The organism is Candidatus Nitrospira neuquenensis, from assembly GCF_979578155.1.
In genome coordinates this window covers 1-23676 of sequence record NZ_CEFZDU010000022.1, presented here as the reverse complement: position 1 = coordinate 23676, position 23676 = coordinate 1, and the positions used below count along the sequence as shown (strand labels likewise).

Sequence of the window (23676 nt, the reverse complement as noted above, 5' to 3'; positions counted from 1 at the left end):
AAAGCCTCCGTCAACCCACAACCCCTAAGGGTGGCATCCTTGATGCCTTCTACATATGGTGTTTTTTGCTTGATTTTGACGGTTCAGGCTGGTACAAGGGGTCATCCTGCGGTGTTTCGATCCTCAAGGGGGCGCGATGCGATGAGCGGCAGCGTCTTCCCCGATGTTGCGGTCGGCCTCGCTCGTTCCCTCGCCTTCCGACTCTCCCGACGGACCCCGACAGTGCACTCGACCAAGGAGGTGGACCAATGACGGGCAGCGCACTGGTCTTCGACGAGGTCGTGTTCGACTTGACGTGCAGGGTGATGGCCGAAGCCGACGAGTCCCGTGTCGAGCCCCTGGTCAACCAGGAGAGCGGTCGGCCCGATGGCCTGGTGGTGGACACGGCGCTCGAACGGGTCCTGGCGGTGGTGCGGAACCGGGAGGTCCTCTCTCCCGCCGACATCGGCGAGGTGCGTCGGCTAATGGCCGGCGTCCAGGCGAGGCGGGCGCTCCTCTATGTGCCGTTCGGCAGCGACATCTCCAATCCGGTAAAGCTGCTCGCCTCCCTGTCCCGGATCCGGATCGTGCCGGTCCCGTCCGTCGGCGCCGGCCGCTGACGGCCGATGGCGCCACGGACGGCCTCGATTCGAACCCGGACAGGGAGGCCCGTATGTCAGGCCCGTTCAACCTCAGGTACCTGCATCTCTTCGTGACGAAACGGAGCGGGGGCGCGTTCATCCTCTCCCGCAACGGCAAGACCGCCGACCTGGTCGGCGCCAGTCCCCAGGACGTGGCCGGCGCCATCGTGGGGCATCGCGGGGCCGGCTACCGCTATTTCTGGTTCGCGTATGCGGGCTCCGCCGAGGAGGCGATGCACCTGCAGCGGACCTGGTACCATCGCTACCGGCCGAGCGACAATGTGCCGCCTCCGCCGGGCGTCGAGGGTCGGGCCTGGCGGTGCACGACGGCCGGCTGCGCCGCCTGCGCCCTCGCCCCGACCGGCCGCTGACGGCGCCGGCCGGCCTCGCCTTGACATCCTGCACGGCGGCCCGTACCGTAGGGCCGCCGTTCCCTCGTCGCCCCCGCAAGGATCGCATGCCCTCGCGACGCCGCCCCATCCTGCTCGTGGATTGCGGACAGGTGCTCACGCTCGCCGGGCCGGCCGGACCCCGGGCCGGCCGGCGGATGGCGGACGTGGGCCTCGTCCGTGGCGGGAGCCTCCTGATCCGCGGAGGACGGATCGCCGCGGTCGCCGCGGGGCGGGCGCGGCCGGCGCGGGCGGCGGGGCGCGGTGCCCTGGTGCTCGACGTGGGCGGACGGGTCGTGCTGCCGGGGTTCGTGGACTCCCATACCCATGCGCTCTTCGCCCGCTCCCGCGTCGGCGAGTACGTCGCCCGCATCGGAGGCGCCGGCTACGAGCAGATCGCCGCGGCCGGCGGCGGCATCCAGGCCAGCGCCCGGCACACGAGGGCCGCCTCGGAGCGGACCCTGGCCCGCCGTCTGGCGGCGGTGCTGGCGCGTTTCCTCGCCCACGGCAGCACGACGGTCGAGGTCAAGAGCGGCTACGGCCTGGAGCCGGCGCAGGAGCTGAAGCTGCTGCGCGCCATCCGCCGGGCCTCGGCCGGGAGTCCCGTCGAGGTGGTGCCGACGCTGCTGGCCCACGCCGTGCCGGCACGGTTCCGGTCGCGCCGCGCGGCCTATCTCTCCCTCTGGCTGCACCGGCTGATCCCGGAGGCCGCCCGCGGCGGGCTCGCCGAATGCTTCGATGTCTTCTGCGACCGGGGCTACTTCTCTTCGGCGGAGACCCGCGCGCTGCTCGGCGCGGCGGCCGCCGCGGGGCTGAAGCTCAAGGTCCATGCGGAGCAGTTGGCCCCCTCCGGCGCCGCGGCGCTCGCGGCCGGCCTCGGGGCCCTGTCCGTGGACCATTTGGAGCACCTCCGGGCGCGCGACATCGGATGCCTGCGGGGAGCCGGCACGGTGGCGACGCTGCTGCCGGGGGCGGCCTTCCACCTGAACGAGGGGCCCGCCGCGCCGGCCCGCCGCCTCATCGACGCGGGGGTGCCCGTGGCGCTGGCGACGAACTTCAACCCCGGCAGCTCGCCCACGCTCAACATGCAGATGGCGCTCTCGCTCGCCTGCGCCGGGATGAAGATGACGCCGGAGGAGGCGATCGTCGCCGCGACGATCAACGGCGCCCATGCGCTGGGGCGCGGCGGCCGGCTCGGCTCGCTGGAGCCCGGCAAACAGGCCGACGTGGTCATCATGGACCTCAGAGACTACCGGGAGATTCCCTATTATTTCGGGATGAACCACTGCGTTGCGGCGATCAAGGCGGGCGCGCTTGTCTATGCGAGGCCGGACTGGCGGGCGGCCGACCCCTTGTGACGCGGAGCCTCGCGGCGTGGTCGATCGTGGGAGCGCGACGTGATGGAACGGCTGGTCGAATGCGTGCCGAACTTCAGCGAGGGGCGTGATCGCGCGACGGTTGAGGCGCTGGCGGCCGCGCTTCGGAGCGTCGAGGACGTCGTCCTGCTGGACCTGGAGATGGACGCCGACCATCACCGCGCCGTCCTGACCGTCGTCGGCCCGCCGGAGGCGGTTGCGGAGGCCGTCTTCCGCGCGACGCGGGCGGCGACCGAGCGGATCGACCTCGGGCGCCATCGGGGCGGCCACCCGCGCGTCGGCGCGACCGACGTCGTGCCCTTCGTGCCGGTCCGCGGCGTGACGATGGCGGACTGCGTGGCCCTGGCCAGGGCCCTGGGCGAGCGGATCGGCCGCGAGCTGCGCATCCCGGTCTTTCTCTACGAACGGGCGGCGAGCCGGCCGGAGCGGACCAACCTGGAAGCGATCAGGAAGGGCGGATTGGAAGGATTGGCCAAGCGCATGGCGGAGGAGGCGGCGTGGCGACCGGACTTCGGTCCGGTCGGGCCCCACGAGACGGCGGGGGTCACGGTCGTCGGCGCGCGGCCGCCGCTCATCGCCTACAACGTCAACTTGGCGACGACGGACCTGGAGGCGGCCAAGGCCATCGCCAAGACGGTCCGGGCCTCGGGGGGGGGCCTGCCCTGCGTCAAGGCCATCGGCGTGGCGCTTCCGAGCCGCGGCCTCGTGCAGGTGTCCATGAACCTCACCGACCATGAAGAGACGCCCCCCCACGTCGCCTTCGACGCGGTGGTCGGAGAAGCCGAGCGGCGGGGCCTCGCGGTGGCGGGCAGCGAGATCGTCGGGCTCGTGCCGCAGCGGGCGCTGTTCGCCGCGGCCGAGCGGGCCCTGAAACTGGAGGGCTTCGATCCCTCCCAGGTGCTGGAAGTGAGGCTGGAAGCGGCTCTGGCCGAGCGCGCGAGGTCCGCCGCCGGCTGGGCCGCCGCGCCCGGGCCCTTCCTCGACGCGCTGGCCGCGGGGACACCCGCGCCGGGCGGGGGCAGCGCCGCCGCCCTGGCCGGCGCCATGGCCGCGGCCCTCGGCCTCATGGCCTGCCGGATCGGCCCTCCGTCCTCGGGCCCGGAACCGGAAGCGACGGGAAGGGCGCTGGCCCAAGCGGCACACCGCCTCGAAGCGATCGAGCGTGAGCTCCGGCGCCTCGCCCGGGCCGACGCCGAGGCCTACGAGGGCGTCATCCAGAGCTACCGCCTTCCCAGGGAAGACCCGAACCGCGCGGAGGTTATCACCGAACGCCTCCGCGCCGCCACCGAAGTGCCGCTCCAGACCGCCGCCCTTGCCCTCGAAACGGCTGGCCTGATCAGGGGGATCGGCGGCAAGGTCAGGCCCTCGGTCGCGCCGGACCTCAAGGTGGGGCTGTGGCTGGCGGTCGCCGCGGCGTCCGGGGGGCTGGAGAACGTGGCGGAAAATGTCAAAGCGATGAAAAACCAAGACGTTGCGCGATCGTTTTCGGAAAAGGCCAGGCGACTCAACGAGAGCCTTGTTTCACTCAAGGGGCTGTGCTAGACTCGCCCCTCGATTCCAACAGACCGGGCGAAAGCCGGGCGGGCGGTCACGAAAAAGGAACAGCGGGAACGATGGAAATCAAAGTTTTCAACAACAACGTCGAAAAGGCCCTGAAGGTCGCCAAGAAGAAACTGGCCGGCGAGGGACTGTTCCGGGAGCTGAAGCGCCGTCGCTTCTACGAGAAGCCGAGTGTCAGGCGGAAGGCCAAGCAGCGCGAGGCCCAGCGCCGCCGCCAGAAGTGGCTGGCCAAGCACAAGATGGATTGAGCGTCTCTCGGCGGTTCATTCCTTCCGTCCGGCGGTCCCCTCCTTCCTCATCCCCATCAGCGGTAGCGGTTCGATGCGCGACGAGGACATCCACGCCGCCCTCCGCATCCTGCGCCGGGAAGTCCGCCGGTGGCAGGAGCCGGTCGTCGGCGTCGTCGCCCGGGAGTCGCGCGACCCCTTCCGCATCCTGATCGCCTGCCTCCTGAGCCTCCGCACCCAGGACCAGACCACCGCCGCCGCCGGCCGTCGCCTCTTCGCCCTCGCCGCCGACCCGGCCGCGATGCGCGCCCTGCCGCTCCGCCGGCTGGAGCGGGCGATCTACCCCGTCGGGTTCTACCGGACCAAGGCCCGGCAGATCCACGCGATCTGCGACCGGCTGCTCGATGCCTACGGTGGGCGGGTCCCGGACGAGATCGACGAGCTGCTCACGCTGAAGGGCGTGGGGCGCAAGACGGCCAACCTGGTCGTCACGGTCGGGTACGGGAAGCCGGGCATCTGCGTGGACATCCACGTCCACCGCATCTCGAACCGCTGGGGCTACGTGCGGACCAAGACGCCGGAGCAGACCGAGCAGGCGCTCCGGCGCAAGCTGCCCGCCCGCTACTGGATCACCTTCAACGACCTGCTCGTTCCCTTCGGCCAGCACCTCTGCCGGCCGGTCTCGCCCTGGTGCAGCCGGTGCCGGCTCGTTCCTTATTGTGATCGGCGGGGCGTGACGACGTCGCGGTAGCGGGGGCAAGGCGGGCAGGAGCGCACGAGAGTCGCGGCAATCCCTCAATCGTCCGGTCAGATGAACAGCGTCGTTTCCGCCTTGGCGGCGTAGTTGATGATGGCGGGGAGCCCCATGACCTCGTCCACGTTCTTGGCGACCCGCTCCGGGTCCACGCCCATGTATTCGAGCCCCGCGCTGCAGGCCACCAGCCGGAACTGCCCCACCTGCCGGGCCTGCTGAAACATCTCGGAGATCGTCGGGACCTTCTTCTCCCTGAGCAGGCGGGCGACCTCCGCGGCCTGGCCCTCGTACTCGGGGGGGAAGTCCACGGCGTCGAGCCGGCCCTCCGCCAGCTTCTTGATGGTCCAGAACATCAGGATCACCGTCACGTCCTTGCCCATGGCGGCGGCGGTGAGCCCGATCGTCGCCACCTGGTGCAGCTTGTCGTAGGTGGCGTCGTGGGCGTAGATGATGAAGCGGGGTTTCTGGCTCACGGTCGCTCCGGTTCGTGGGGGCTCGGCGGGTCGTGGCGGATTATACCCTCAGCCCCGGGGGACGACAAGCGCGCCCCGGCGGGGTCCATGGGCAGGGGGAGGCCATGGCGCGAGGCCGCGGCGATCGCCTCCTCGTAGCCGGCGTCGGCGTGCCGCAGGATGCCGCTCGCGGGGTCGTTGGTCAGCACCCGCTCGATCTTGGCGGCCGCCTCGGCGGTGCCGTCCGCCACGACCGCCTGGCCCGCGTGCAGCGCGTAGCCGATCCCGACCCCGCCGCCGTGGTGAAACGACACCCAGCTCGCGCCGGAGGCCGTGTTCAGCAGCGCGTTGAGGATCGGCCAGTCGGCGATCGCGTCGCTCCCGTCCTTCATCCCCTCCGTCTCCCGGTAGGGGGAGGCGACCGACCCCGCGTCCAGGTGGTCGCGGCCGATCACGACCGGCGCCTTGAGCGTCCCGCGCCGCACCAGCTCGTTCATCCGCCGTCCCATCGCCGCCCGCTCCCCGTACCCCAGCCAGCAGATCCGCGCCGGCAGCCCCTGGAAGGCCACGCGCTCGCGGGCCAGCGCGAGCCAGCGCCGCAGCCCCTCGTTCGCCGGGAACAGGGCGCGGGCCGCCTCGTCCGTCGCGGCGATGTCGGCCGGATCGCCCGACAGGGCCACCCAGCGGAAGGGCCCCTTGCCCTCGCAGAACAGCGGCCGGATGTAGGCGGGCACGAAGCCGGGGAAGGCGTAGGCGTCGGCCACGCCGCGTTGGTGGGCCATCGTCCGGATGTTGTTGCCGTAGTCGAAGACGACCGAGCCGGCCCGTAGAAAGTCGAGCATGGCGCGGACGTGGACGGCGATCGAGTCCAGCGCGCGGTCCACGTACTCCGCCGGCGCCCGCCGGCGCAGCGCCGCCGCCTCTTCCAGTGTGAGCCCGGCCGGCACGTAGCCGTTGAGGGGGTCGTGGGCGGAGGTCTGGTCCGTCACGAGGTCCGGCACGACGCCGCGCCGGACCAGGGCCGGCAGGACCTCGGCGCAGTTGCCGACCAGCCCGACCGAGCCGGCGCGGCGCGCGGTCTTCGCCTCCATGATCCAACCCAGCGCCTCCTCCAGCGAGGCCGTCATCCGGTCGCAGTAGCGGGTCGCGATCCGCCTGGCGATCCGCGCCGGGTCCACCTCCACGCAGAGGATCGCCGCGCCGTTCATCGTCGCCGCGAGCGGCTGGGCCCCGCCCATGCCGCCCATGCCGCCGGTGAGGACGAAGCGGCCGGCCAGGTCGCCGCCGAAGTGCCGGCGCGCGGCGGCGGCGAAGGTCTCGTAGGTGCCCTGCACGATGCCCTGGGTGCCGATGTAGAACCAGGAGCCGGCGGTCATCTGGCCGAACATGGTGAGCCCCAGCGCCTCGAGCCGCTGGAACTCCTCCCGGGTCGCCCACCGGCCGACCAGGTTCGCGTTGGCGATGAGCACGCGGGGCGCCCACTCGTGGGTCCGCAGCACGCCCACCGGCTTGCCGGACTGGACGAGCAGGGTCCGGTCGCCCTCCAGCGCGCGCAGCTCGCGGACGATGGCCTCGTAGCACGCCCACGAGCGCGCGGCCTTGCCCGCGCCGCCGTATACGATCAGCTCGCGCGGGTTCTCCGCGACCTCGTCGTCGAGGTTGTTCATGAGCATCCGGAGCGCGGCCTCCTGCGCCCAGCCCTTACAGCTCAGGGCCGCGCCGCGGGGCGCCCGGATGGCGGCGGGGCGGGTCATTTGCGCTTGGCCGCCTGGGTCTTCACGCTGTTGATGAAGGCTTCGATCGCCGCGTCCACTTCTTCCTTCGTCATGGCGCGGTCGTGCGTCTCGCTCTCGTCCACGAGGTAGGCGCCGTTGTCGATCTCCTGCCGGACGATGACGGTGTTCTCCGCCGTCACCTCGACCATCATGAACCACTCCTTGGCGCCCTGCTTGATCGAGACCTCCTTGCCGAGGCCCTTCTTCGCCACCTCCACCTGGAGGTCGTCGGCGGCGCGGGCGGGCGGCGGGTGGGGGAGGAGGAGGGCGGCGGTCGTCAGCGCGGCCGACCACAAGGCGACGAGGCCGAGACGGGCAAGGGGCGGACGGTGGCTCATGGTGCGCTCCTCGGTGCGGGGTGAAGGGATCGTTCCAGCACGCGCGTCAGGACGCCCTCCGCGACGAGGCGTCCCACGCGCTCGATGTCCGGCGCCGGCGGCCGGTCCTCCTCCAGCCGGGGCGCGACCCGGCGCACCTCGCGGAGCGCAAGGCGGCTCCCGGCGCCCGGCTGCAGCGGGCGGTGGAACTCCACGCCCTGCGCGGCGCAGAGCAGCTCGATGGCCAGGATGCGCTCGACGTGGTCCAGGATCTGGCCGAGCTTGAGCGCCGCCCCCATGCCCATGCTCACGTGGTCCTCCTGGTTGCCCGAGGTCGGGATCGAGTCCACGGAGGCGGGATGGGAGAGCACCTTGTTCTCGGAGGCGAGCGCCGCGGCCGTCACCTGCGCGAGCATGAAGCCCGACCGGAGGCCGGGCTTCGGGCTCAGGAAGGGCGGGAGGTCGCCGTACTCGGGGTTCGTCAATCGTTCGATCCGGCGCTCGGCGATGCTCCCGAGCTCCGTCATCGCGATCGCCAGGTAGTCGAGGACGAGGCCGAGCGGCTGGCCGTGGAAGTTGCCGCCGGAGAGGATCTCGCCGCGCTCGGGGAAGACCAGGGGGTTGTCCGTCACGCTGTTCAGCTCGACGAGCAATGTCTGTTTGACGTGCGCGATCGCGTCGCGGACCGCGCCGTGGACCTGGGGCATGCAGCGCAGGCTGTAGGCGTCCTGGACGCGGGGGCAGTCCAGGTGCGAGGCCCGGATCCCGCTCCCGGCGACCAGCGCCCGCAGGTGCGAGGCCACCAGCCCGTGGCCCGGATAGGGGCGCAGGCGCTGCATCCGCGCGTCGAAGGCGGCGGGGGTGCCCTTGAGCGCCTCCAGCGAGAGGGCGCCGGCGACGTCCGCCGCGTCGGCCAGCCGCTCACAGCGGCGCAGCGCGAGCAGCCCGAGGGCGAGCGTCGCCTGGGTGCCGTTGACGAGCGACAGCCCCTCCTTGGCCTCCAAGACCAGGGGGTGAAGCCCGATCCGCGCGAGCGCGTCGCGCCCCGGGCGCCGGCGTCCGCCGACCATCGCCTCGCCCTCGCCGATCAGGACGAGCGCCAGGTGGGCGAGCGGCGCCAGGTCCCCGCTGGCCCCGACCGACCCGCGGCAGGGGACCACCGGCAGGACGTCCTCGTTCAGGAGCGCGAGCAGGTAGTCCACGACGAGCGGCCGGACGCCGCAGTGGCCGCTCGCGAGCACGTTGGCGCGCAGCAGGAGCATGCCGCGCGTCGCGGCGCGCGAGAGGGGCTCGCCCACGCCGGCGGCGTGGCTGCGCACGAGGTTGAGCTGGAGCTGCGCGATCTCGCGGGGCGGAATGCGCTGGTCCGAGAGCTTGCCGAAGCCCGTGTTGACCCCGTAGCGCGGCTCAGGCCGCTCGGCCGCCCGCCGGACCACCTCGCGGGCGCGGAGCATCCGCCGCCGGGCCCGGGGCTCCAGCCGGACGGGCCGGCCCTCGACGGCGACCTCGTGGAAGGCCTCCGGCGTCAGGTCCCATCCGGTAAGCAGCAGGGGCTTCACAGGGCCGGATTATAGCCGGGGGGCGCGGCGCCGTAAACCGATCGGGGCGCGCCGCCGTCCCGCCTTGTCTGCCCCGGGACCCCGTGCTAGGATGCCGGCCCGATGGAGGGATGGCTCGCACAGGTTGAGGCGCTGCTCACCCAGGAGGTGTTGATCGGGCTGGGGGTCTTCTCCGTCGTCGGCATGGTCGGCACCGTCGTGGCCCTGCCGTTCATCCTGGTGCGGCTCCCCCCGCACTACTTCGACGAACGGCACCCGCGCATCTGGATGAAGGACCACCATCCGGTGCTCCGCACGGTCGGCCTGATCCTCAAGAACCTGGTGGGCGCGGCGCTGGTCCTGGTCGGTATCCCGATGGTTCCCCTGCCCGGTCCGGGCTGGGTGACGATCCTGTTGGGGCTGTCGCTGCTCGATTTTCCCGGCAAGCACTATCTCGAACGGAAGATCATCGGGCAGCCGCTGGTGCTCCGGGCCATCAACGCCCACCGGGCCAAGCACAACCGGCCGCCGCTCACCGTGACGCCGGACCCGTAACCGGCCAAGGGCCATGACCGAGCCGCCCGCCAACTCCCGCCGCGCCCTCTACCTCATCGACGGCAGCGCCTACGTCTACCGCGCCTACTACGCGCTGCCCGTCCTCACCAACTCCCGCGGCCTGCAGACCCACGCGGTCTACGGCTTCACGACGATGCTGCTCAAGATCCTCCGCGAGCACCGGCCGGAACTGCTCGCCGTCGCCTTCGACGAGCGGGGCCCGACGCAGCGCCACGAGGCGTTCAAGGAGTACAAGGCCCACCGCCCGCCGATGCCGGAGGGCATGGCCGCGCAGATTCCTTACATCCATCGGGTGGTGGAGGCGATGGGACTGCCGGTAGTCCGGGCCGCCGGCTACGAGGCGGACGACCTGATCGGGACGCTCGCGCGCCAGGCGGAGGCGGCGGGGTTCGAGGTGGTGATCGTCACCGGCGACAAGGACATGGTCCAGCTCGTGTCGCCGGCCGTCCGGATCTACGACCCGGTCAAGGACCGGTGGATCGGCGAGGCGGAGTGCCGGGAGCGCTTCGGCGTCGAGCCGGCCCGCCTCGTCGAGATCATGGGGCTGATGGGCGACGCCGTGGACAACATCCCCGGCGTCAAGGGGATCGGGGAGAAGACCGCGGCGAAGCTGATCGCGGAGTTCGGGACGATCGAGGAACTGCTCCGGCGGGTGGACGAGGTCAAGCCGCCGAAGACCCGCGCTCTGCTGATCGAGCAGGCGGAGCGGGCGCGGCTCAGCCGGCGGCTGGCGACGATCCACGTGGACGGTCCGGTGCGGTTCGAGCCCGAGCGCTTCCGCGTCGCGCCGCCGCCGCCGGAACCCCTCGTCGCGCTCCTGCGCGAGCTGGAGTTCTCCACGCTGCTCAAGATGGTCCAGCCCTCGGCCTCGCCCGGGGACGTCCTGGGCGCGGAGGTCGTCACGCTGTGCGATCGGGCGACGGCGGAGCGGGTCGCCGGGGCGGCCGGCGCCGGCGAGCCGATCGGGCTGGCCTGGGCCCCGGCCGAGGGCGCCGGCCCGCCGGCGGGGTTCCCGAGCGCGGAGGGCCTCGCGCTGGCGTTCGCGGACGACCGGGCCGCCGTCGTCTCCCTGCGCGACGCGGGAGGCGGCCGGGCGGCCCGGCTCGAGCCGATCCGCCGGCTGCTGGCGAGCGCCGATCGGCTCAAGGTCGTCCACGACCTCAAGCCGGCCCTGCTCGCGCTCGGGCAGGCGGGAATCGAAGTGCCCCCGCCCTGGTTCGACACGATGGTCGCCGCCTACCTGCTCAACCCCAACCGGCGGACGCCGTCATTGGAGGCGGTCGGGCTCGAGGTGCTGGGCTACCGGCTGGGCGCGGGCGCCGCGGCCGCGACGCCCGCGGAGCCGCAGGGGCTCTTTCCCGCCGAGGAGCCGCCGCCCGCGCGGCTGGCGGAGGAGGCCGCGCTGACCCGGCGGCTCGCGGAGCCGCTGAAGGCGCGGCTGGAGGAGCAGGGGAGCCTGCGCCTCTTCGAGGAGGTCGAGATGCCGCTCGTCCCGGTCCTGGCCGAGATCGAGCGGAACGGCTTCAAGCTGGACCGGGCCGCGCTCGAGGAGCTGAGCAAGGAGCTGGAGCGGGAGCTGGATCGGATGATGGCGGCCATCGCCCGCCTGGCCGGCGGCGAGTTCAACATCAACTCGCCCAAGCAACTGGCGGCCGTGCTCTTCGACAAGCTGGGCCTCAAGCCGATCCGCAAGACCAAGACCGGCTACTCTACCGACGAGGACACGCTCACGCAGCTCGCGACCCAGCACGAGCTGCCGGCCCAGATCCTCGGCTACCGGACGCTCAGCAAGCTCAAATCCACCTACGTGGACGCGCTGCCGGCGCTGGTGCACCCCCAGACCGGCCGGCTGCACACCTCGCTGAACCAGACCGTCGCGGCGACGGGCCGGCTCTCCTCCACCGAGCCGAACCTGCAGAACATCCCCGTGAAGGGCGAGTACGGGCTCCGGATCCGCGAGGCCTTCGTCGCGGAGCCGGGCCACCGGCTGATTTCCGCCGACTACAGCCAGATCGAGCCGCGCCTGCTGGCGCACCTCTCCCGCGACGAGAAGCTCCTGGCGGTCTTCGAGCGCGGCGAGGACATCCACATGGCCACCGCCGTCGAGCTCTTCGGCCTGCCGGCCGCGCAGATCACCCGGGAGATGCGCCGGGCGGCCAAGACCGTCGTCTTCGGCATCCTGTACGGGATCAGCCCCTTCGGCCTCTCCCAGAACATCGGCGTCTCGCAGGCGGAGGCGAAGCGCTACATCGACACCTACTTCGAGCGGTACGCGGGGGTGAAGGCCTTCCTGGACCGGACGATCGCGGAGGCGAGGGCGCGGGGCTACGTGACGACCCTCCTCGGCCGCCGCCGGCCGATCCCCGAGCTTAAGAGCGCCGACCCGACCCAGCGCGGCTTCGGGGAGCGGATGGCGGTGAACAGCCCGATCCAGGGCTCGGCGGCCGACCTCATCAAGGTGGCTATGATCCAGGTCAGCCGCCGGCTGCGGGAGGAACGGCCGATGGTGAAAATGATCCTCCAGGTCCACGACGAGCTGATCTTCGAGGCGCCCGAGCGCGAGGTCGAGGCGGCCAAGGCACTGGTCCGCGGCGAGATGGAGGCGACGGGCGCGCGGCTCGGGCTGACCGTGCCGCTCAAGGTGGACCTCGGCGTCGGCCGCAACTGGCGGGAGGCGCATCCGTGACGATTGACGGGCAGCCGGTCGCCGCCGGCAAGCGGGCCGACGGCACGAGGCGGCCGCCGATGTCAACGAGCACGAAACCGACCTTGGACCTCACCGGAAGCTGCCGGAGCGGGTGAGCGGGGAGGACAGCATGGATGAAATCTACGTCCGGCAGAAGATCGGAACGGGGATCGAGGCGCGCCGACGAGGGGCCCATGGCGCCCGCGAGGCGGTGAAGGAGCGCGTTCTTCGATGACCCGCCCGCCGTGGACCGCCCCCGCCGGCCTCGGCCCGGCCGAGGCTACGGGTATAGCGCGCCGACGATCGCGTCCAGGGTGAAGAGGAGGGTGTTCGCGCGGGTGTAGGCCGCGTGCCCGTACACGACGTCCGCCGCCTTGGCGGCCGGCGGCAGGACCGTATCCTTGTAATCCACCAGCAGGCAGAGCCCGTCCTGCGGGCAGCGCACGCCGCGCCGGACGCATTCCAGCCACCGCTCGAACCCGTCGTAGGGCTCCAGCAGCTCCCAGAGCGCCTTGTTGGCCGCCTGCGCGGCCGGCGTGGGCGGCACCGCGTCCGACCCGGCCACGGCGAGCTGCTGGACATAGTCCCCGCCGAGGACCATCGGCATCTCCATCGTGATCTGCGGCAGGTCCACCTTGGCGAGCCAGCGCTTGCCGTCCAGCCTCATGGGCCGGTGGTTGATGATGTGGAGGAGGCGGCCGAGGGGGGCGGGGTCCCAGCCGTACCGGACCGGCGTGCCGAGCGTCACGACATCGAGCGCGACGCCGCCGAACGGCGGCCCCGCCGAGAGGGCCGTGCGGACCTCCTCGACCTGCGCGGCCAGGCCCGGCGGGGCGTCGGCCTCCTGCGCGTAGGCCGCCAACGTTTTGAAGACGTGAGTCCGCCCGGGCGACTCCTCCGCCGCCAGCAGGTTGGAGAGCAGGGCGAGCACCTGGCCCGCGTGGCCGTGGGCGAGGACCAGGACCCGGTCGCCCTGCTCCAGCCGGTGCGCCGCGATGAGCGCCCGGAGTCGGACGATGAGCCGGACCGCCTCCAGCGCGCGGCCGAGGTGGTGGTGCTCGCAGGGCCAGAGGCGGCGGACGACGGCCAGCGGCCCGGCGCCGCGCAGGTCCCGGTTCAGGCCGATGGTCAGCGACTCGACGATCCGCGCCGGAAAGTTGCCGGCGTCGCCGGCCTGCCGGTCCAGCTCCGCCTTCGGCTCTTCCTCGTCGGCCAGCGGCGGTGTCCCGCCGCTCGCCGGCCGCGGCAGGCCGTTCGTGTCCTCCCGCATGAGGGCGAGGAGCGCGTCCACGCCGGGGATGCCGCGCGAATAGCCGCGCTTGAGCCCGCCCGCCTCGTCGAGCCGACGGACGCCGAAGAGGTCGGTTCCCAGGAAGGTGCCGTGGAGCAGGAGGAGCAGGCGGACGCGGGCCGCTGCCAGGGTCCGGCCGTGGCCGGCCGTCGCGTCCAGCCAGGCGGCGGAGCCGGGCGGCGCGCCGGGGACGACCTCGACGTACCGAGCCCGCTCGCCGGGGTCCGCCCGCAAGTAGGGCGCATGTTGAAAGGTATTGCCGGGAGGCATCCCGTCCTCCGAATCCGCGTGCCCCTTCATACCTGAACTGGGCGAAGGAGCGCAACGAGGCCGGCCGGTCCGCCGCGCCCCCCGGGCGCGGTCCCGTCGTCGAGACCGCCGGTTGACCGGCTGAAAAGGCGCGTGCTAAGGTACGGCTCTGTTTGCGAGCCCATGCCGGACATTCCCACACCATCGTGCAGGAACGTCGAACCATGTCAGTCTGGAGTGCTGTCGTGAGGTTTTGGGGGGCGGGGGGCCTGGCTCTGGCCGCCCTCCTGGCTCTGGGCCAGGCCTGGCCGGCGTCCGCCGAGCCCGGGAAGCCGGCGTCTCCCGCGCCGAAGGGCGAGCCGGAGGCCGTGGAGTATGTCATGCTGGTGGTCTTCGAGGGGGTGGGGCAGGAGTCGCTGAAGGGCGGCGCCATGCCGACGGTGAGCCGCCTGGTCAGGGAGGGCTCGGTCACCTGGTCGGCGGCCGGAGTCAACCCGCCCCTGCGGCTGCCCACCATGGCCTCGATCATCACGGGACTCCCCGTCGAAAAGCACGGCGTCGCTTGGAACTCCTTCGACTTCATCCGCGGCTATCCGCGCCCGCCGACCCTCTTCGATTACCTGGACCTGAGCGGGGGGAAGGACAGCGCGATTTTCTTCATGGACGAGTCGCTGTACCAGCTCGCGAAGCCGGAGCCCTACACCGACTACCAGATGTGCGGGCCGCTCAAGCCCGAGTGCAACACGGGCACGATCCTCAAGTACATCCGCCAGTACTTCCAGAAGGCCCGGAGCAAGCAGGGCTACGGCCACGCCATCCAGTACCTGCCGCATCTGTTGGTGGTGCACCTTCCGGAGCCGGCGCGGGTCGGCGAGGCCGAGGGGTGGACCTCCGCCGCCTACCGCGACTCGCTCAAGACGGTGGACCAGGCGGTCGGCTCGCTCCTGGACCTCTACAAGGAGATGGGGCTGCTGAAGCGGACGAACATCATCGTCACCGCCCTGAGCCCGGCCGGCGGCAAGCCGGCCGCCGACGGGGCGGCGGCGAACGGCGCGGCGGTCCCGCGGCTGCCTCTCATCGTCTGGGGGCCGGGGGTCAAGGCGGGCTATGCCATCCGGCAGCCGGTGTCGGTGATCGACATCGGTGCGACGGTGATGCGCAGCCTGGGCCTGGCCACCCATACGGAATGGGACAGCCGGCCGGTGGAGGAGATCTTCACGGGTCCCCTGCGGCTCGTGGAGCCGCCCCAGGAGTTTCCCGAGTATGAGCCGGGACGCGACGCCCATGCGCACTGAGACGCGTTGCCGAGTCGGCGCGACGGCGCTGGCCTGTCTGCTGGCGGTCGCGGGAGCGGGCGAGTCGCCGGCCGCCCCCGACTCGCCGTACACCACGCCGTATGAGATCACCGTGGACGCGACGGCGCTCCAGCCGCCGACCTGGTGGCATGTGCCCGGGATCACGCCCCTGATCTGGAGCCTGGACCCCGCCAGCACCGAGGCCTACCGGACCACGGACGTCCAGACGGTGAAGCTCAAGCCGGGCAGCTATCGCTTCGGGACCTTCACCTTCGACTTTCCGTTCCGGGTGACGCTGGAAGGAACCTTGGACTTCGCCCCTTCCCTGGACCAGTGCGTCGAGGGGCGGGGCACGCGGACGCTCAAGGTCCGCTGCAGCCGGACCCAGCCCTACGGCGGCAAGCCGGAGTATTGAGCCGGGACGCCGGCGAGGCACGACGATGACCGACGCGGTCGAAGAGCTGCTGGAAGCCCTCGAGGACGTGGACGACGCCACGCGGGAGGAGGCCGCCAAGGCGCTGGCCGACCTGGCGGACCCGGCGACCCTCGAGGCGCTCCTGCGCGCGGTCGAGGATGAGTTCTGGTCCGTCCGCTGCCACGTCGCGACGGCCCTCGGCCGGCTCGGCGGCCCCCAGGCGGTCGCCGCCCTCATCGGCCTGTTCAACGATCCCATCATGGAGGTGCGGAACGCGGCGGTGGCGGCCGTGGCCGGGCTCGGGGCCTCGGTCGTGGACCGGCTGGTGGCGTGTCTGAAGGACGAGCGGTGGCGCGTCCGGGAGCATGCGGCCAAGGCCTGCGGCGAGATCCGGGACAGCCGCGCGGTGGACGCCCTGATCGTCGCCTGCCGCGACCGCGACGGCGCGGTCAAGAGCGCCGCGGCGGAGGCCCTGGGCAGGATCGGCGATCCGAAGGCGGTGCCGGCGCTGGTCAAGCTGTTCCGCGACTCCTCGAAGATCGTCCGCGAGACGGCGGGCACGGCGCTGGTCGCGATCGGGGAGCCCTCCGTTGATCCGCTGATCGACTGCCTCGCCGACAAGGACTTCGTCGTGCGCTGCCACGGGGCCCGCGCGCTGGGCGGGATGACGACGGACTACCAGATCGGCCGGGCCTGGGCCCGGTCGCCGAAGGTCGTGGACGCGCTGATCGGGGCGCTCAAGGACCCGGATCGGGCGGTGCGCGAGGACGCGACGATCGCGCTGGGCATGATCGGCGACCCGCGGGCGGTGGACGCGCTCATCGAGGCGATGCAGGACGGGGCGGTGAAGCGGCACGCGATCGCGTCGCTGGGCATGATCGGCGACGCCCGCGCGCTCCCGGCGGTGCTGAACGCCCTGCGCGGGAAGGGGATCCGGCAGGACGGCACGCCGACCCCCGGCTGCATCGTGAGCGAGGAGGCCTTCATCAAGGAGGCGGCGGCCACGGCGCTCGGCCACTTCCGCGACCCGCGCGTGATCCCGGACCTCATCATGTTGCTCAAGGACGTGAACCTCCGCGACCAGGCGGCGGCTTCGCTGGTCCTGATCGGCGATACGGCGATCGAGCCGCTGGTGGCGTTCCTGCACGACCCGAAGGCCTCGGAGGTCGGGGCGGAGGGGGAGCGGGTGTTGTCCTTCGCGACGAGCCGCCTGACCGCGGTCGAGTCGCTGAAGAAGCTGACCTACGAGACGCTCAAGAAGCTGGGCTGGGAGCCGCCGCCGGGCGAGGAGGAGGCGCTGGACGCCGCCTCGCAGGCCGACAACCTGCGGGTGGACAAGCCGCTCGGCGAGGCCGGACGGTTCGGCCCCGCCGGCGACCGGCCCGGGACCTGACGATTACTTCCGCACGGCGACCCCGTGCGGGTCGGCCGTTTCCTTCCCGTCCTTGATGTTGCTCACCCGAGCGACGCCCACGAACTGGCCGCCCTTGCCGCCGTCCTTGACCGTGATCACGCCCACGCCGGGGGTCGAGCCCTTCGCGTTGTCCACCTTCTTGTCGTTGCCCGTGAGCGGGGTGGGGCCGCGCAGCGCGACGAAGACGGTCCCACCGTCCGGCGCCGCGTCCATCAGATCCGGCGCCGGGTCGTCGCTGGCCGGGCCGACCAGGTCGATCCCGCCGACGCTCAGGTTGGTCAGGCTGTCGATGATCTCGATGTTGTTGCCCGCGCGGTCCGCGCTCCAGACGTAGCGCCCGACGCCGACCATCCCGTGGGAGTCGGCGAACTTGGTATCGCGGGAGGTGATCAGCCTCGCGTCCACGGCCTTCGGCAGGGCGGAGAGGTTGATCGCGTAGACGTCATAGGCCAGGGAGGCCGCGGCGGGGAACTTGTCCGCCGGCCAGCCGCCGCCCGAGTTGATGTACATCGTGTCGCCCACCTGCACGCCCCCGCAGCCCGAGGGGTGGACCTGCTCGTTGGTCGCCGTGGCCACGATCTTCATCGGCGTCTCGGTCACGTCCACGACGAACAGTCCGCCGCCCCGCAGCGTGACGAAGCCGTACTTGCCCGAGGCGTCCGTGATCGGGCAGACCGGCGCCGTGTCCGGCCGCTCGCCGCTCTCCAGCTCCTTGAGGTTCAGCACGTCCTTGGCCGGGTCGAAGCCGAATTTGTGGCCCGCATAGTCCGTCCAGATGCGGATGAGCGTCTTGTCCGCCATGTTGGCGGCCAGGGCCATCTTCTGGTCCGGCGTCGGCCACGCCGCGTGGACGTTCTTCCCCATGGACAGACAGGCTTCGGGCTTGCGCGTCGCCGCGTCCATGAAGAGGACCTGCCCGGAGAGGAAGGAAAGGATGGCGTGGGAGCCGTCCTTCGTGAAGAAGATCATGTGGGGCCGCCGCACCGCCTTCTTGGTCGCGTCCTGGCAGAGCGTGTTGACCTCCCCGGCCAGGTCGATGGTTTCCTTCGGCTTGGCGTTCCCGGGGGCGGCGGCGAGCTGTGCGCCGTCGAAGATGTGCAGGTAGCCGCCGCTCTCCTTGGCCGTGTCCGACTGATCCAGGGCCCAGACCTCGTAAGCGGCGGCCGGCGACGCGGACCGCGCGTCGAGCCCCAGGCCCGCCGCCGTCGCGACGAGCACCGCGAGGAAGAGTCTCATCGTCCCGGCTCCGCCGACTGTGAGTACCCTGTCCATGAGGACCCTCCTTGCGTGAATGGTTCACCGACGATGCGAATGCGCGCGGGAGAAACGGATGCGTGCGGGAACGGACGGAGGCATACTTAACACCGGGCGGGGAGGCTGTCAACTGCGCCGGCGCCTGAAGCCGGAGGCGGGGACTCCCAGTTGACCCTCGGAAAAAGCGTGTGTTACGGTACGGGCGCCCTCTTCCCCGCGCGGTCCCGGACGGCGACGGGCGCGCAAGGGTCGCGGTCCCTTCCGCCTCGCCGCCGTCCTCCCGACCAGCCACCCCCCGGGGCGAGCGCAACGCGAGAGATGTGGATGGGCGACCCGGTGCTGGAGAACATCGCGGCCCTCGGGGACGAGGACTGGGGCATCCGCGAAGAGGCGGCGATCGCGCTCGGCGAGGCCCGGGACCCCCGGGCGGTGACCCCGCTCCTGGCCCTGCTCAAGGACGCCGACCGCGCCGTGCGGGAGGCGGCGACCGGCGCCTTGATCCGGATCGGCGAGCCGGCCGTGATCGCGGTGGGCGCCTGTCTGGCCGAAGCGAACCTGACCGTCCAGGAATCGGCCGCGCGCATCCTGGCGCAGATCGGGGACGCCCGCGTCGCCGGCCCCCTGATGGGCGCCCTGGCGAGCGCCGACTGGATCGTCCGCATGCACGCGGCTCAGGCGCTGGGACGGATGGGCGCCGCGGACGCCGTCCCGCGGCTGATCCTGCTGCTCGACGACAAGGTCAAGGCCGTGCGGGTGGAGGCGGCCGCCGCGCTGGTCCGCATCGGACGGCCCGCCGTGCCGTCGCTCCTGGCCGCGCTCAAGCACGAGGAGTGGCTGGTCCGGCTGCACGCCGTCGAGGCGCTGGGCCGGATCAAGTCGCCGGAAGCCGTGGAGCCGCTCCTGCACGCGCTGTTCAACGACCGGGACCCGGCGGTCCGCGAGGACAGCGTCACGTCCCTGGGGGAGATCGGCGACCCGCGGGCGGTCGAGTTCCTGCTCCTCGCCCTGCGCGAGCCCCGACTGCGCGGGCCGGCGGTCGAGGCGCTGGGGAAGATCCGCGATCGGCGCGCCGTCCCGGCGCTCCTGGACATCGTGACGGGCGCCGGCCGGCCGGCGGAGAGCCGACCGATCCACGGCTGCGGAGACCGCTGGGATGAGGAGATGCTCGTGATGGGGACGGCGGTGAAGGCCCTGGCCGAGATCGGCGACGAGGCCGCCGTCCCCGTGCTGCTCGGCGCGCTCAAGAACACGGCGGTCCGCGCGGAGGCCGCGACGGCCCTGGCGACTTTCGGGGCGCGCGCCGTTCCCGGCCTCCTCGACGTGCTTCGGACGGAGAAGGACGACAACATCCTCTACCACGTGAAGGGCGCGCTGGCCCAGGCCGGCTGGCGACCGAATCGCGTCTGAACGGCGGGCCGGGCGCCGAGGGCGGGGTGACATGCCGAAAGAGTCGCTCGCGACCCTGATCGCGGAATTGGTCCACGAGGAGGACTGGCGGCGGATGCGGGCCACCGCGGCCTGCCTGGCCGGAGGCCCCAAGGCCGTCGAGGAGCTGATCCGGGCCCTGGGCGGCGCCGGCGTCGCGCTCAAGGTCGAGATCGCGGGCATGCTGGCGCGCCTCAAGGACCCGCGCGCCGGGGTTCCGCTGGCCGGGCTGCTCAAGGACGGGGACCCGTTGGTCCGGAAGGCGGCGGCGGTCGCGCTCGAGCAGATGGCCGGCGTCCTCGACGCGGCGGCGGCCGAGGCCCTCGCGCGGATGCTCTCCGAGGACCTGGCCGAGGAGTCGCGGGCGCTGGTCCAGCGGCTGCTGGGGACCATGCCCAACGCCGTCGGGCCGTTGGGGGCGATGCTCAAGCACCCCGACGCCCAGGCCCGGCTTCTGGCGGCGGAGAGCCTGGAGCGCCTGCTCGACCCGCGTTGCGCGGACGCCCTCGTGGACGCCATGGGCGACCACGCGGTGCGGGACGCGGCCGCGCGCACGCTCAAAAAGCTGGGGGCCGTCCGCCAGCGGATCGACGAGGCCTTCGACGCCCTGCGGGACGTCGAGGAGTCCGGCCAGCGCGAGGCGGCCCGGATGGCGACCGTGATCGAGCTGCTCGCGATCGGGCGGCCGGCCGTCGAGATCCTGATCGAATACCTGGAGGACGACGACTGGGTGGTCCGGGAGGCCGCCGCGGACCTGCTGGGGAAGATCGGCGACGTGCGGGCGGTGGAGCCCCTGATGCGGCGGCTCAAGGTAGACAAGGACACGGGGGTCAAGGAATATGCGCTCAAGTCGCTGGGGCTGATCGGCGACGCGCGGCCGGTGGACCTCTATCTGGACGCGATCGGGGTGCGGCCCCTGCGGGTCTTCGCGATGGAGGCCCTGGCCAAGGTCAAGCAGGTGGAGGTGCTCGCGCCCCACCTGGCGCTCTTCGAGCGACTCAAGACGGACCGGGACGGGCTGGTGTCCTACAACGCGGGCGTGATCGTGGACAAGCTCAAGGCGCTGGCGATGGAGACGGAGACCGCCGCCGGCGCGGCGGGGCACGATCAGCAGGAAGGGTCGAATGATGAGTGAGCCCGGCGATCGGATCGATCAGTTGCTATCGGCCCTGCGGGACGAGAACGAAGCCCTGCGCGACCACGCGGCGGCCAGCCTGGGGCAGGCGGGGCCGGCGGCCCTGCCCAAGCTCATCACCCTGCTGGCCGACGAGGACATGGTCATCCGCGAGGCCGCGGCGAGCGCGATCGTGCAGATGGGCCCCTCCGTCGTCGAGCCGCTGATCGCGGCCCTGGACGACGAGGAGTGGGCGGTGCGCGAGCAGGCCGTGACGGCGCTGGGCAAGCTGAAAGACCCCCGCGGCGTCGAGCCGTTGATCAAGGCCCTGAAGGACCGTGACGGAGCCGTGCGCTCCGCCGCGGTCTGGGCGCTGGAGCGCATCGGGGACCCGCGGGCGGTGCCCGGCCTGATCGAGGCCCTCGGCGACAGCACCTTGCGGGAGGACGCGGCGCGCGTGCTCAAGAAGGTGGGGGACGTGCGGGCGGTGGAGGCGCTGATCGAGGGCCTGCTCGGCAACAACTGGATGGTTCGCCGCCACGCGGCCGAGGCGCTCGGGAAGATCGGCGACCCGCGGGGGTACGGCGCGCTGGTCGAGGCGTTGCAGGACGAGGACTGGCTCGTGCGCCGGAACGCGGCGGAGTCGCTCGCGCGGCTCGGCGACCGCCGGGCGGTCGAGGCGCTCGTGCCGCTGCTCGAGGACGAGAACGAGATGGTCAAGGAGACGGCCGAGGCGGCCCTGGCGAGCCTCGGCTGGAAGCCCGATCCCGCGACCTGAAATCCATTTTCCTTTTTCATAGGGGACGTACCATGGCCGACGAGGCTCCCATCAAGCTGGTGCAGATCACCCCGAAGGGCGGGGGGAAGAAAGACGGGTTCAACCTGGTCACGGAGCGGGTCGTCGCGGTGAATCCCCAGGCGAAGCAGCTCGAGGTGGAGCTGCTGGCCTACGACGGGAAGACCGTCGTGTTGGACGTCTCCGACGAGGCGCTCGAGGACTTCCAGAAGGTCAAGCCGGGGGACGGAGCGACGCTCCGCGTGGTCGAGGAGGGCGGCAAGCGCCTCGTCAAGCAGCTCAAGGTCCGGCCCAAGGACCCCAATGCCGCCAAGGCGGACGCGATGCTGCTGGACCTCAAGGACACGCACTGGCTGAACCGGAAGTACGCGGCCGAGCAGCTCGGCGACCTGAAGGACCCGCGGGCGGTGGCGCCGCTGGTGGAGTGCCTGATGGACGAGGTCGGGGACGTTCGGCAGCGGGCCTACGACTCGCTGATCAAGCTGGGCGCCGCATCCGTGCCCGCGCTGGTGCCGCTGCTCAACTCGGAGGAAGACGAGCTGCGGCAGGCGGCGACCGAGATCATCCGCAAGATCGGCAAACCGGCGGTCGAACCGTTGGCGACGGCGCTGGGCGAGGCGGACGAGCGGCTGAAGGGCAAGATCCTCAAGGTGCTCGATCGAATGGGCTATAAGCCGAAGGCGTGAGCACGGTGAAACGTGAAGGGTGATCGGAGAGGGCCGGGGAGCCGGCCCTCGGCGCTCGTCAGGCGTCGCGGGTCTTCGTGGGGCGGCCGACGGCCACGTACCGGAACCCCCGCGCCGCCATGGCCTCCGGCTCGTACACGTTTCGCAGGTCCACGAAGATCGGCCGCTTGAGCGCCGCTTTGATCCTGTCCAGGTCCAGGTTCCGGAACTGGTTCCATTCGGTCAGCAGCACGAGGGCGTCGGCCCCCCGCGCCGCGTCGTAGGCGTCCGCGCAGGGGACGAGCCCCGGCAGCGCCTTCGCGGCCTCCGCGAGCGAGGCGGGGTCGTAGGCCCGGATGGTCGCGCCCGCCCGCATGGCCCGCTCGGCGATCGCCATCGCCGGCGCCTCGCGCAGGTCGTTCGTGTTCGGCTTGAACGACAGGCCGAGCAGCCCGAGCGTCTTTCCCTCGAGCCCGCCGACCACCTGGCCGATCTTCTCCACCATCCGGGCCCGCTGCCGCTCGTTGACCGTCGCCGTCGCCCGCGCGATCTGCATCTCGCAGCCGGCCTTCTCGCCCATCTGAATGAGCGCCGCCGTGTCCTTGGGAAAGCAGGAGCCGCCGAACCCCGGGCCCGCGTGCAGGAACTTGGCCCCGATGCGGTGATCCAGGCCCATGGCCTTGGCGACCACCTTGACGTCCGCGCCGACGAGCTCGCAGAGGTTGGCGATCTCGTTGATGAACGACACCTTGGTCGCCAGGAAGGCGTTGGAGGCGTACTTGATCATCTCGGCGGTGGGGATGTCGGTGATGACGAAGGGGGTCTCGATCAGGTAGAGGGGACGGTACAGGTCCTTCATGATCGCGACCGCCTCCGGGCTGTCGGCGCCGATGACGACGCGGTTGGGCCGGAGGAAGTCCTCGATGGCGGAGCCTTCACGCAGGAATTCCGGGTTGGAGACGATGTCGAAGCGGCAGGGCGTCGGCTGATCGGCCTGGATCACGCCGCGGAGGTGGGCGCCGGTGCCGACGGGCACGGTGGATTTGGTGGCGATGACCTTGTAGCCGGCCATGTGCCGGGCGATTCCGCGGCCGACCTCCTCGACGTAGGAGAGGTCGGCGGAGCCGTCGCTGCGCGAGGGCGTGCCGACGGCGATGAAGATCACCAAGGCCTGGTCCACCGCCCTGGCGATGTCCGTCGTGAAGGTGAGGCGGCCTTCGCGGAGCCCCTTGCCGACCAGCTCGGTGATCCCCGGTTCGTAGAAGGGGACCTCGCCCTTCTGCAGGCGGGCGATCCGCGTCGAGTCCGTGTCCATACAGGTCACGGTGATGCCGAACTCCGCGAAACAGGCCCCCGTGACCAAGCCCACGTAGCCGGTGCCGATGACGCTGATGTGCATACGGCTTCCTTTCTCCGCCGCCCGCGGCCGGCCCCGGCGATCGAGCGGCGGCGCAGTATAGCAAGCCTCCGAGAGCCTGGCAACGGCAC

The 23676-nt window shown here is 71.8% G+C and carries 22 protein-coding genes; 15 read left to right on the top strand and 7 right to left on the bottom strand.

What is annotated here, in order from left to right; translation table 11 throughout:
• Positions 1–248: 248 nt before the first annotated feature.
• The 6 genes from AC1U7O_RS09015 (at position 249) to AC1U7O_RS08990 (ending at position 4923) form a co-directional block, all read left to right on the top strand.
• Positions 249–599 carry a hypothetical protein gene (locus AC1U7O_RS09015; protein WP_479894391.1) on the top strand — a complete coding sequence of 117 codons (351 nt, stop codon included), beginning with the start codon at positions 249–251 and terminating at the stop codon, positions 597–599.
• Positions 600–652: 53 nt separating this feature from the next.
• Positions 653–991 (top strand): hypothetical protein, encoded by a 339-nt coding sequence (locus AC1U7O_RS09010; protein WP_479894390.1) that lies wholly within the window; start codon positions 653–655, stop codon positions 989–991.
• A gap of 86 nt (positions 992–1077) precedes the next feature.
• Positions 1078–2367 carry an imidazolonepropionase gene (gene hutI / locus AC1U7O_RS09005; protein ID WP_479894389.1) on the top strand — a complete coding sequence of 430 codons (1290 nt, stop codon included), beginning with the start codon at positions 1078–1080 and terminating at the stop codon, positions 2365–2367.
• 42 nt (positions 2368–2409) lie between these two features.
• Positions 2410–3927, top strand: a complete 1518-nt coding sequence (gene ftcD / locus AC1U7O_RS09000; RefSeq protein ID WP_479894388.1) for a glutamate formimidoyltransferase — start codon at positions 2410–2412, stop codon at positions 3925–3927.
• Positions 3928–3998: 71 nt separating this feature from the next.
• A complete protein-coding gene (gene rpsU / locus AC1U7O_RS08995) occupies positions 3999–4193 on the top strand; it encodes a 30S ribosomal protein S21 (RefSeq protein WP_447974951.1) in 195 nt (64 codons plus the stop codon).
• 73 nt (positions 4194–4266) lie between these two features.
• Positions 4267–4923 (top strand): endonuclease III domain-containing protein, encoded by a 657-nt coding sequence (locus tag AC1U7O_RS08990; protein ID WP_479894387.1) that lies wholly within the window; start codon positions 4267–4269, stop codon positions 4921–4923.
• 56 nt (positions 4924–4979) lie between these two features.
• Here AC1U7O_RS08990 and AC1U7O_RS08985 read toward each other — a convergent pair whose 3' ends face one another.
• The 4 genes from AC1U7O_RS08985 to hutH are packed head-to-tail and all read right to left on the bottom strand — an operon-like array spanning position 4980 to position 9029.
• Positions 4980–5399, bottom strand: coding sequence for a DsrE/DsrF/DrsH-like family protein (locus tag AC1U7O_RS08985; protein ID WP_479894386.1), 420 nt, complete (start codon positions 5397–5399; stop codon positions 4980–4982).
• Positions 5396–7132 (bottom strand): urocanate hydratase, encoded by a 1737-nt coding sequence (gene hutU / locus AC1U7O_RS08980; protein WP_479894385.1) that lies wholly within the window; start codon positions 7130–7132, stop codon positions 5396–5398. Before hutU ends, AC1U7O_RS08985 begins: the two co-directional genes overlap by 4 nt.
• Positions 7129–7491 carry a hypothetical protein gene (locus tag AC1U7O_RS08975; RefSeq protein ID WP_479894384.1) on the bottom strand — a complete coding sequence of 121 codons (363 nt, stop codon included), beginning with the start codon at positions 7489–7491 and terminating at the stop codon, positions 7129–7131. The genes hutU and AC1U7O_RS08975 overlap by 4 nt, the downstream gene beginning before the upstream one ends.
• A complete protein-coding gene (gene hutH / locus AC1U7O_RS08970) occupies positions 7488–9029 on the bottom strand; it encodes a histidine ammonia-lyase (protein ID WP_479894383.1) in 1542 nt (513 codons plus the stop codon). Before hutH ends, AC1U7O_RS08975 begins: the two co-directional genes overlap by 4 nt.
• 102 nt (positions 9030–9131) lie before the next feature.
• Between hutH and AC1U7O_RS08965 the strand changes: the two genes are divergently transcribed.
• Both AC1U7O_RS08965 and polA read left to right on the top strand, forming a co-directional pair.
• A complete protein-coding gene (locus AC1U7O_RS08965; protein ID WP_479894382.1) occupies positions 9132–9563 on the top strand; it encodes a PGPGW domain-containing protein in 432 nt (143 codons plus the stop codon).
• Positions 9564–9576: 13 nt separating this feature from the next.
• Positions 9577–12270, top strand: a complete 2694-nt coding sequence (polA, locus tag AC1U7O_RS08960) for a DNA polymerase I (RefSeq protein WP_479894381.1) — start codon at positions 9577–9579, stop codon at positions 12268–12270.
• A 280-nt stretch (positions 12271–12550) separates the two neighbouring features.
• Here polA and AC1U7O_RS08955 read toward each other — a convergent pair whose 3' ends face one another.
• The gene (locus AC1U7O_RS08955) at positions 12551–13831 is read right to left on the bottom strand and encodes a hypothetical protein (protein ID WP_479894380.1); all 1281 of its coding nucleotides are present in this window, start codon (positions 13829–13831) and stop codon (positions 12551–12553) included.
• 224 nt (positions 13832–14055) lie between these two features.
• Here AC1U7O_RS08955 and AC1U7O_RS08950 point away from each other — a divergent pair, with 224 nt between their 5' ends.
• From AC1U7O_RS08950 to AC1U7O_RS08940, 3 genes are read left to right on the top strand one after another with little or no spacing between them, the layout of a single operon-like run.
• Positions 14056–15105, top strand: coding sequence for an alkaline phosphatase family protein (locus tag AC1U7O_RS08950; protein WP_479894379.1), 1050 nt, complete (start codon positions 14056–14058; stop codon positions 15103–15105).
• Positions 15095–15520, top strand: coding sequence for a hypothetical protein (locus tag AC1U7O_RS08945; protein WP_479894378.1), 426 nt, complete (start codon positions 15095–15097; stop codon positions 15518–15520). Before AC1U7O_RS08950 ends, AC1U7O_RS08945 begins: the two co-directional genes overlap by 11 nt.
• 25 nt (positions 15521–15545) lie before the next feature.
• On the top strand, positions 15546–16913 hold the full coding sequence (locus tag AC1U7O_RS08940; RefSeq protein WP_479894377.1) for a HEAT repeat domain-containing protein: 1368 nt from the start codon (positions 15546–15548) through the stop codon (positions 16911–16913).
• A 3-nt stretch (positions 16914–16916) separates the two neighbouring features.
• Here the strand turns inward: AC1U7O_RS08940 and AC1U7O_RS08935 are convergent, their stop codons facing one another.
• Positions 16917–18206: a hypothetical protein gene (locus AC1U7O_RS08935; RefSeq protein ID WP_479894376.1), complete on the bottom strand. Its 1290-nt coding sequence runs from the start codon at positions 18204–18206 to the stop codon at positions 16917–16919.
• A gap of 306 nt (positions 18207–18512) precedes the next feature.
• Between AC1U7O_RS08935 and AC1U7O_RS08930 the strand changes: the two genes are divergently transcribed.
• Genes AC1U7O_RS08930 through AC1U7O_RS08915 form a run of 4 tightly spaced genes read left to right on the top strand, consistent with a single transcriptional unit; the run spans position 18513 to position 22209 of the window.
• On the top strand, positions 18513–19595 hold the full coding sequence (locus tag AC1U7O_RS08930; protein WP_479894375.1) for a HEAT repeat domain-containing protein: 1083 nt from the start codon (positions 18513–18515) through the stop codon (positions 19593–19595).
• A 31-nt stretch (positions 19596–19626) separates the two neighbouring features.
• Complete coding sequence (locus AC1U7O_RS08925; protein WP_479894374.1) at positions 19627–20748, top strand: HEAT repeat domain-containing protein; 1122 nt, start codon at positions 19627–19629, stop codon at positions 20746–20748.
• Positions 20738–21505, top strand: coding sequence for a HEAT repeat domain-containing protein (locus AC1U7O_RS08920; protein WP_479894373.1), 768 nt, complete (start codon positions 20738–20740; stop codon positions 21503–21505). Before AC1U7O_RS08925 ends, AC1U7O_RS08920 begins: the two co-directional genes overlap by 11 nt.
• Before the next feature lie 32 nt (positions 21506–21537).
• Positions 21538–22209: a HEAT repeat domain-containing protein gene (locus AC1U7O_RS08915; RefSeq protein ID WP_479894372.1), complete on the top strand. Its 672-nt coding sequence runs from the start codon at positions 21538–21540 to the stop codon at positions 22207–22209.
• A 58-nt stretch (positions 22210–22267) separates the two neighbouring features.
• Here AC1U7O_RS08915 and AC1U7O_RS08910 read toward each other — a convergent pair.
• On the bottom strand, positions 22268–23676 hold a 1409-nt coding region (locus tag AC1U7O_RS08910; RefSeq protein WP_479894371.1), incomplete at its 5' end, for a UDP-glucose dehydrogenase family protein.

Coding starts and splice junctions, on each gene's coding strand:
- AC1U7O_RS09015 (WP_479894391.1), top strand. CDS start 249: ATGACGGGCAGCGCACTGGTCTTCGACGAGGTCGTGTTCGACTTGACG.
- AC1U7O_RS09010 (WP_479894390.1), top strand. CDS start 653: ATGTCAGGCCCGTTCAACCTCAGGTACCTGCATCTCTTCGTGACGAAA.
- hutI (WP_479894389.1), top strand. CDS start 1,078: ATGCCCTCGCGACGCCGCCCCATCCTGCTCGTGGATTGCGGACAGGTG.
- ftcD (WP_479894388.1), top strand. CDS start 2,410: ATGGAACGGCTGGTCGAATGCGTGCCGAACTTCAGCGAGGGGCGTGAT.
- rpsU (WP_447974951.1), top strand. CDS start 3,999: ATGGAAATCAAAGTTTTCAACAACAACGTCGAAAAGGCCCTGAAGGTC.
- AC1U7O_RS08990 (WP_479894387.1), top strand. CDS start 4,267: ATGCGCGACGAGGACATCCACGCCGCCCTCCGCATCCTGCGCCGGGAA.
- hutU (WP_479894385.1), bottom strand. CDS start 7,132: ATGACCCGCCCCGCCGCCATCCGGGCGCCCCGCGGCGCGGCCCTGAGC.
- AC1U7O_RS08975 (WP_479894384.1), bottom strand. CDS start 7,491: ATGAGCCACCGTCCGCCCCTTGCCCGTCTCGGCCTCGTCGCCTTGTGG.
- AC1U7O_RS08965 (WP_479894382.1), top strand. CDS start 9,132: ATGGAGGGATGGCTCGCACAGGTTGAGGCGCTGCTCACCCAGGAGGTG.
- polA (WP_479894381.1), top strand. CDS start 9,577: ATGACCGAGCCGCCCGCCAACTCCCGCCGCGCCCTCTACCTCATCGAC.
- AC1U7O_RS08955 (WP_479894380.1), bottom strand. CDS start 13,831: ATGCCTCCCGGCAATACCTTTCAACATGCGCCCTACTTGCGGGCGGAC.
- AC1U7O_RS08945 (WP_479894378.1), top strand. CDS start 15,095: ATGCGCACTGAGACGCGTTGCCGAGTCGGCGCGACGGCGCTGGCCTGT.
- AC1U7O_RS08940 (WP_479894377.1), top strand. CDS start 15,546: ATGACCGACGCGGTCGAAGAGCTGCTGGAAGCCCTCGAGGACGTGGAC.
- AC1U7O_RS08935 (WP_479894376.1), bottom strand. CDS start 18,206: ATGGACAGGGTACTCACAGTCGGCGGAGCCGGGACGATGAGACTCTTC.
- AC1U7O_RS08930 (WP_479894375.1), top strand. CDS start 18,513: ATGGGCGACCCGGTGCTGGAGAACATCGCGGCCCTCGGGGACGAGGAC.
- AC1U7O_RS08925 (WP_479894374.1), top strand. CDS start 19,627: ATGCCGAAAGAGTCGCTCGCGACCCTGATCGCGGAATTGGTCCACGAG.
- AC1U7O_RS08920 (WP_479894373.1), top strand. CDS start 20,738: ATGATGAGTGAGCCCGGCGATCGGATCGATCAGTTGCTATCGGCCCTG.
- AC1U7O_RS08915 (WP_479894372.1), top strand. CDS start 21,538: ATGGCCGACGAGGCTCCCATCAAGCTGGTGCAGATCACCCCGAAGGGC.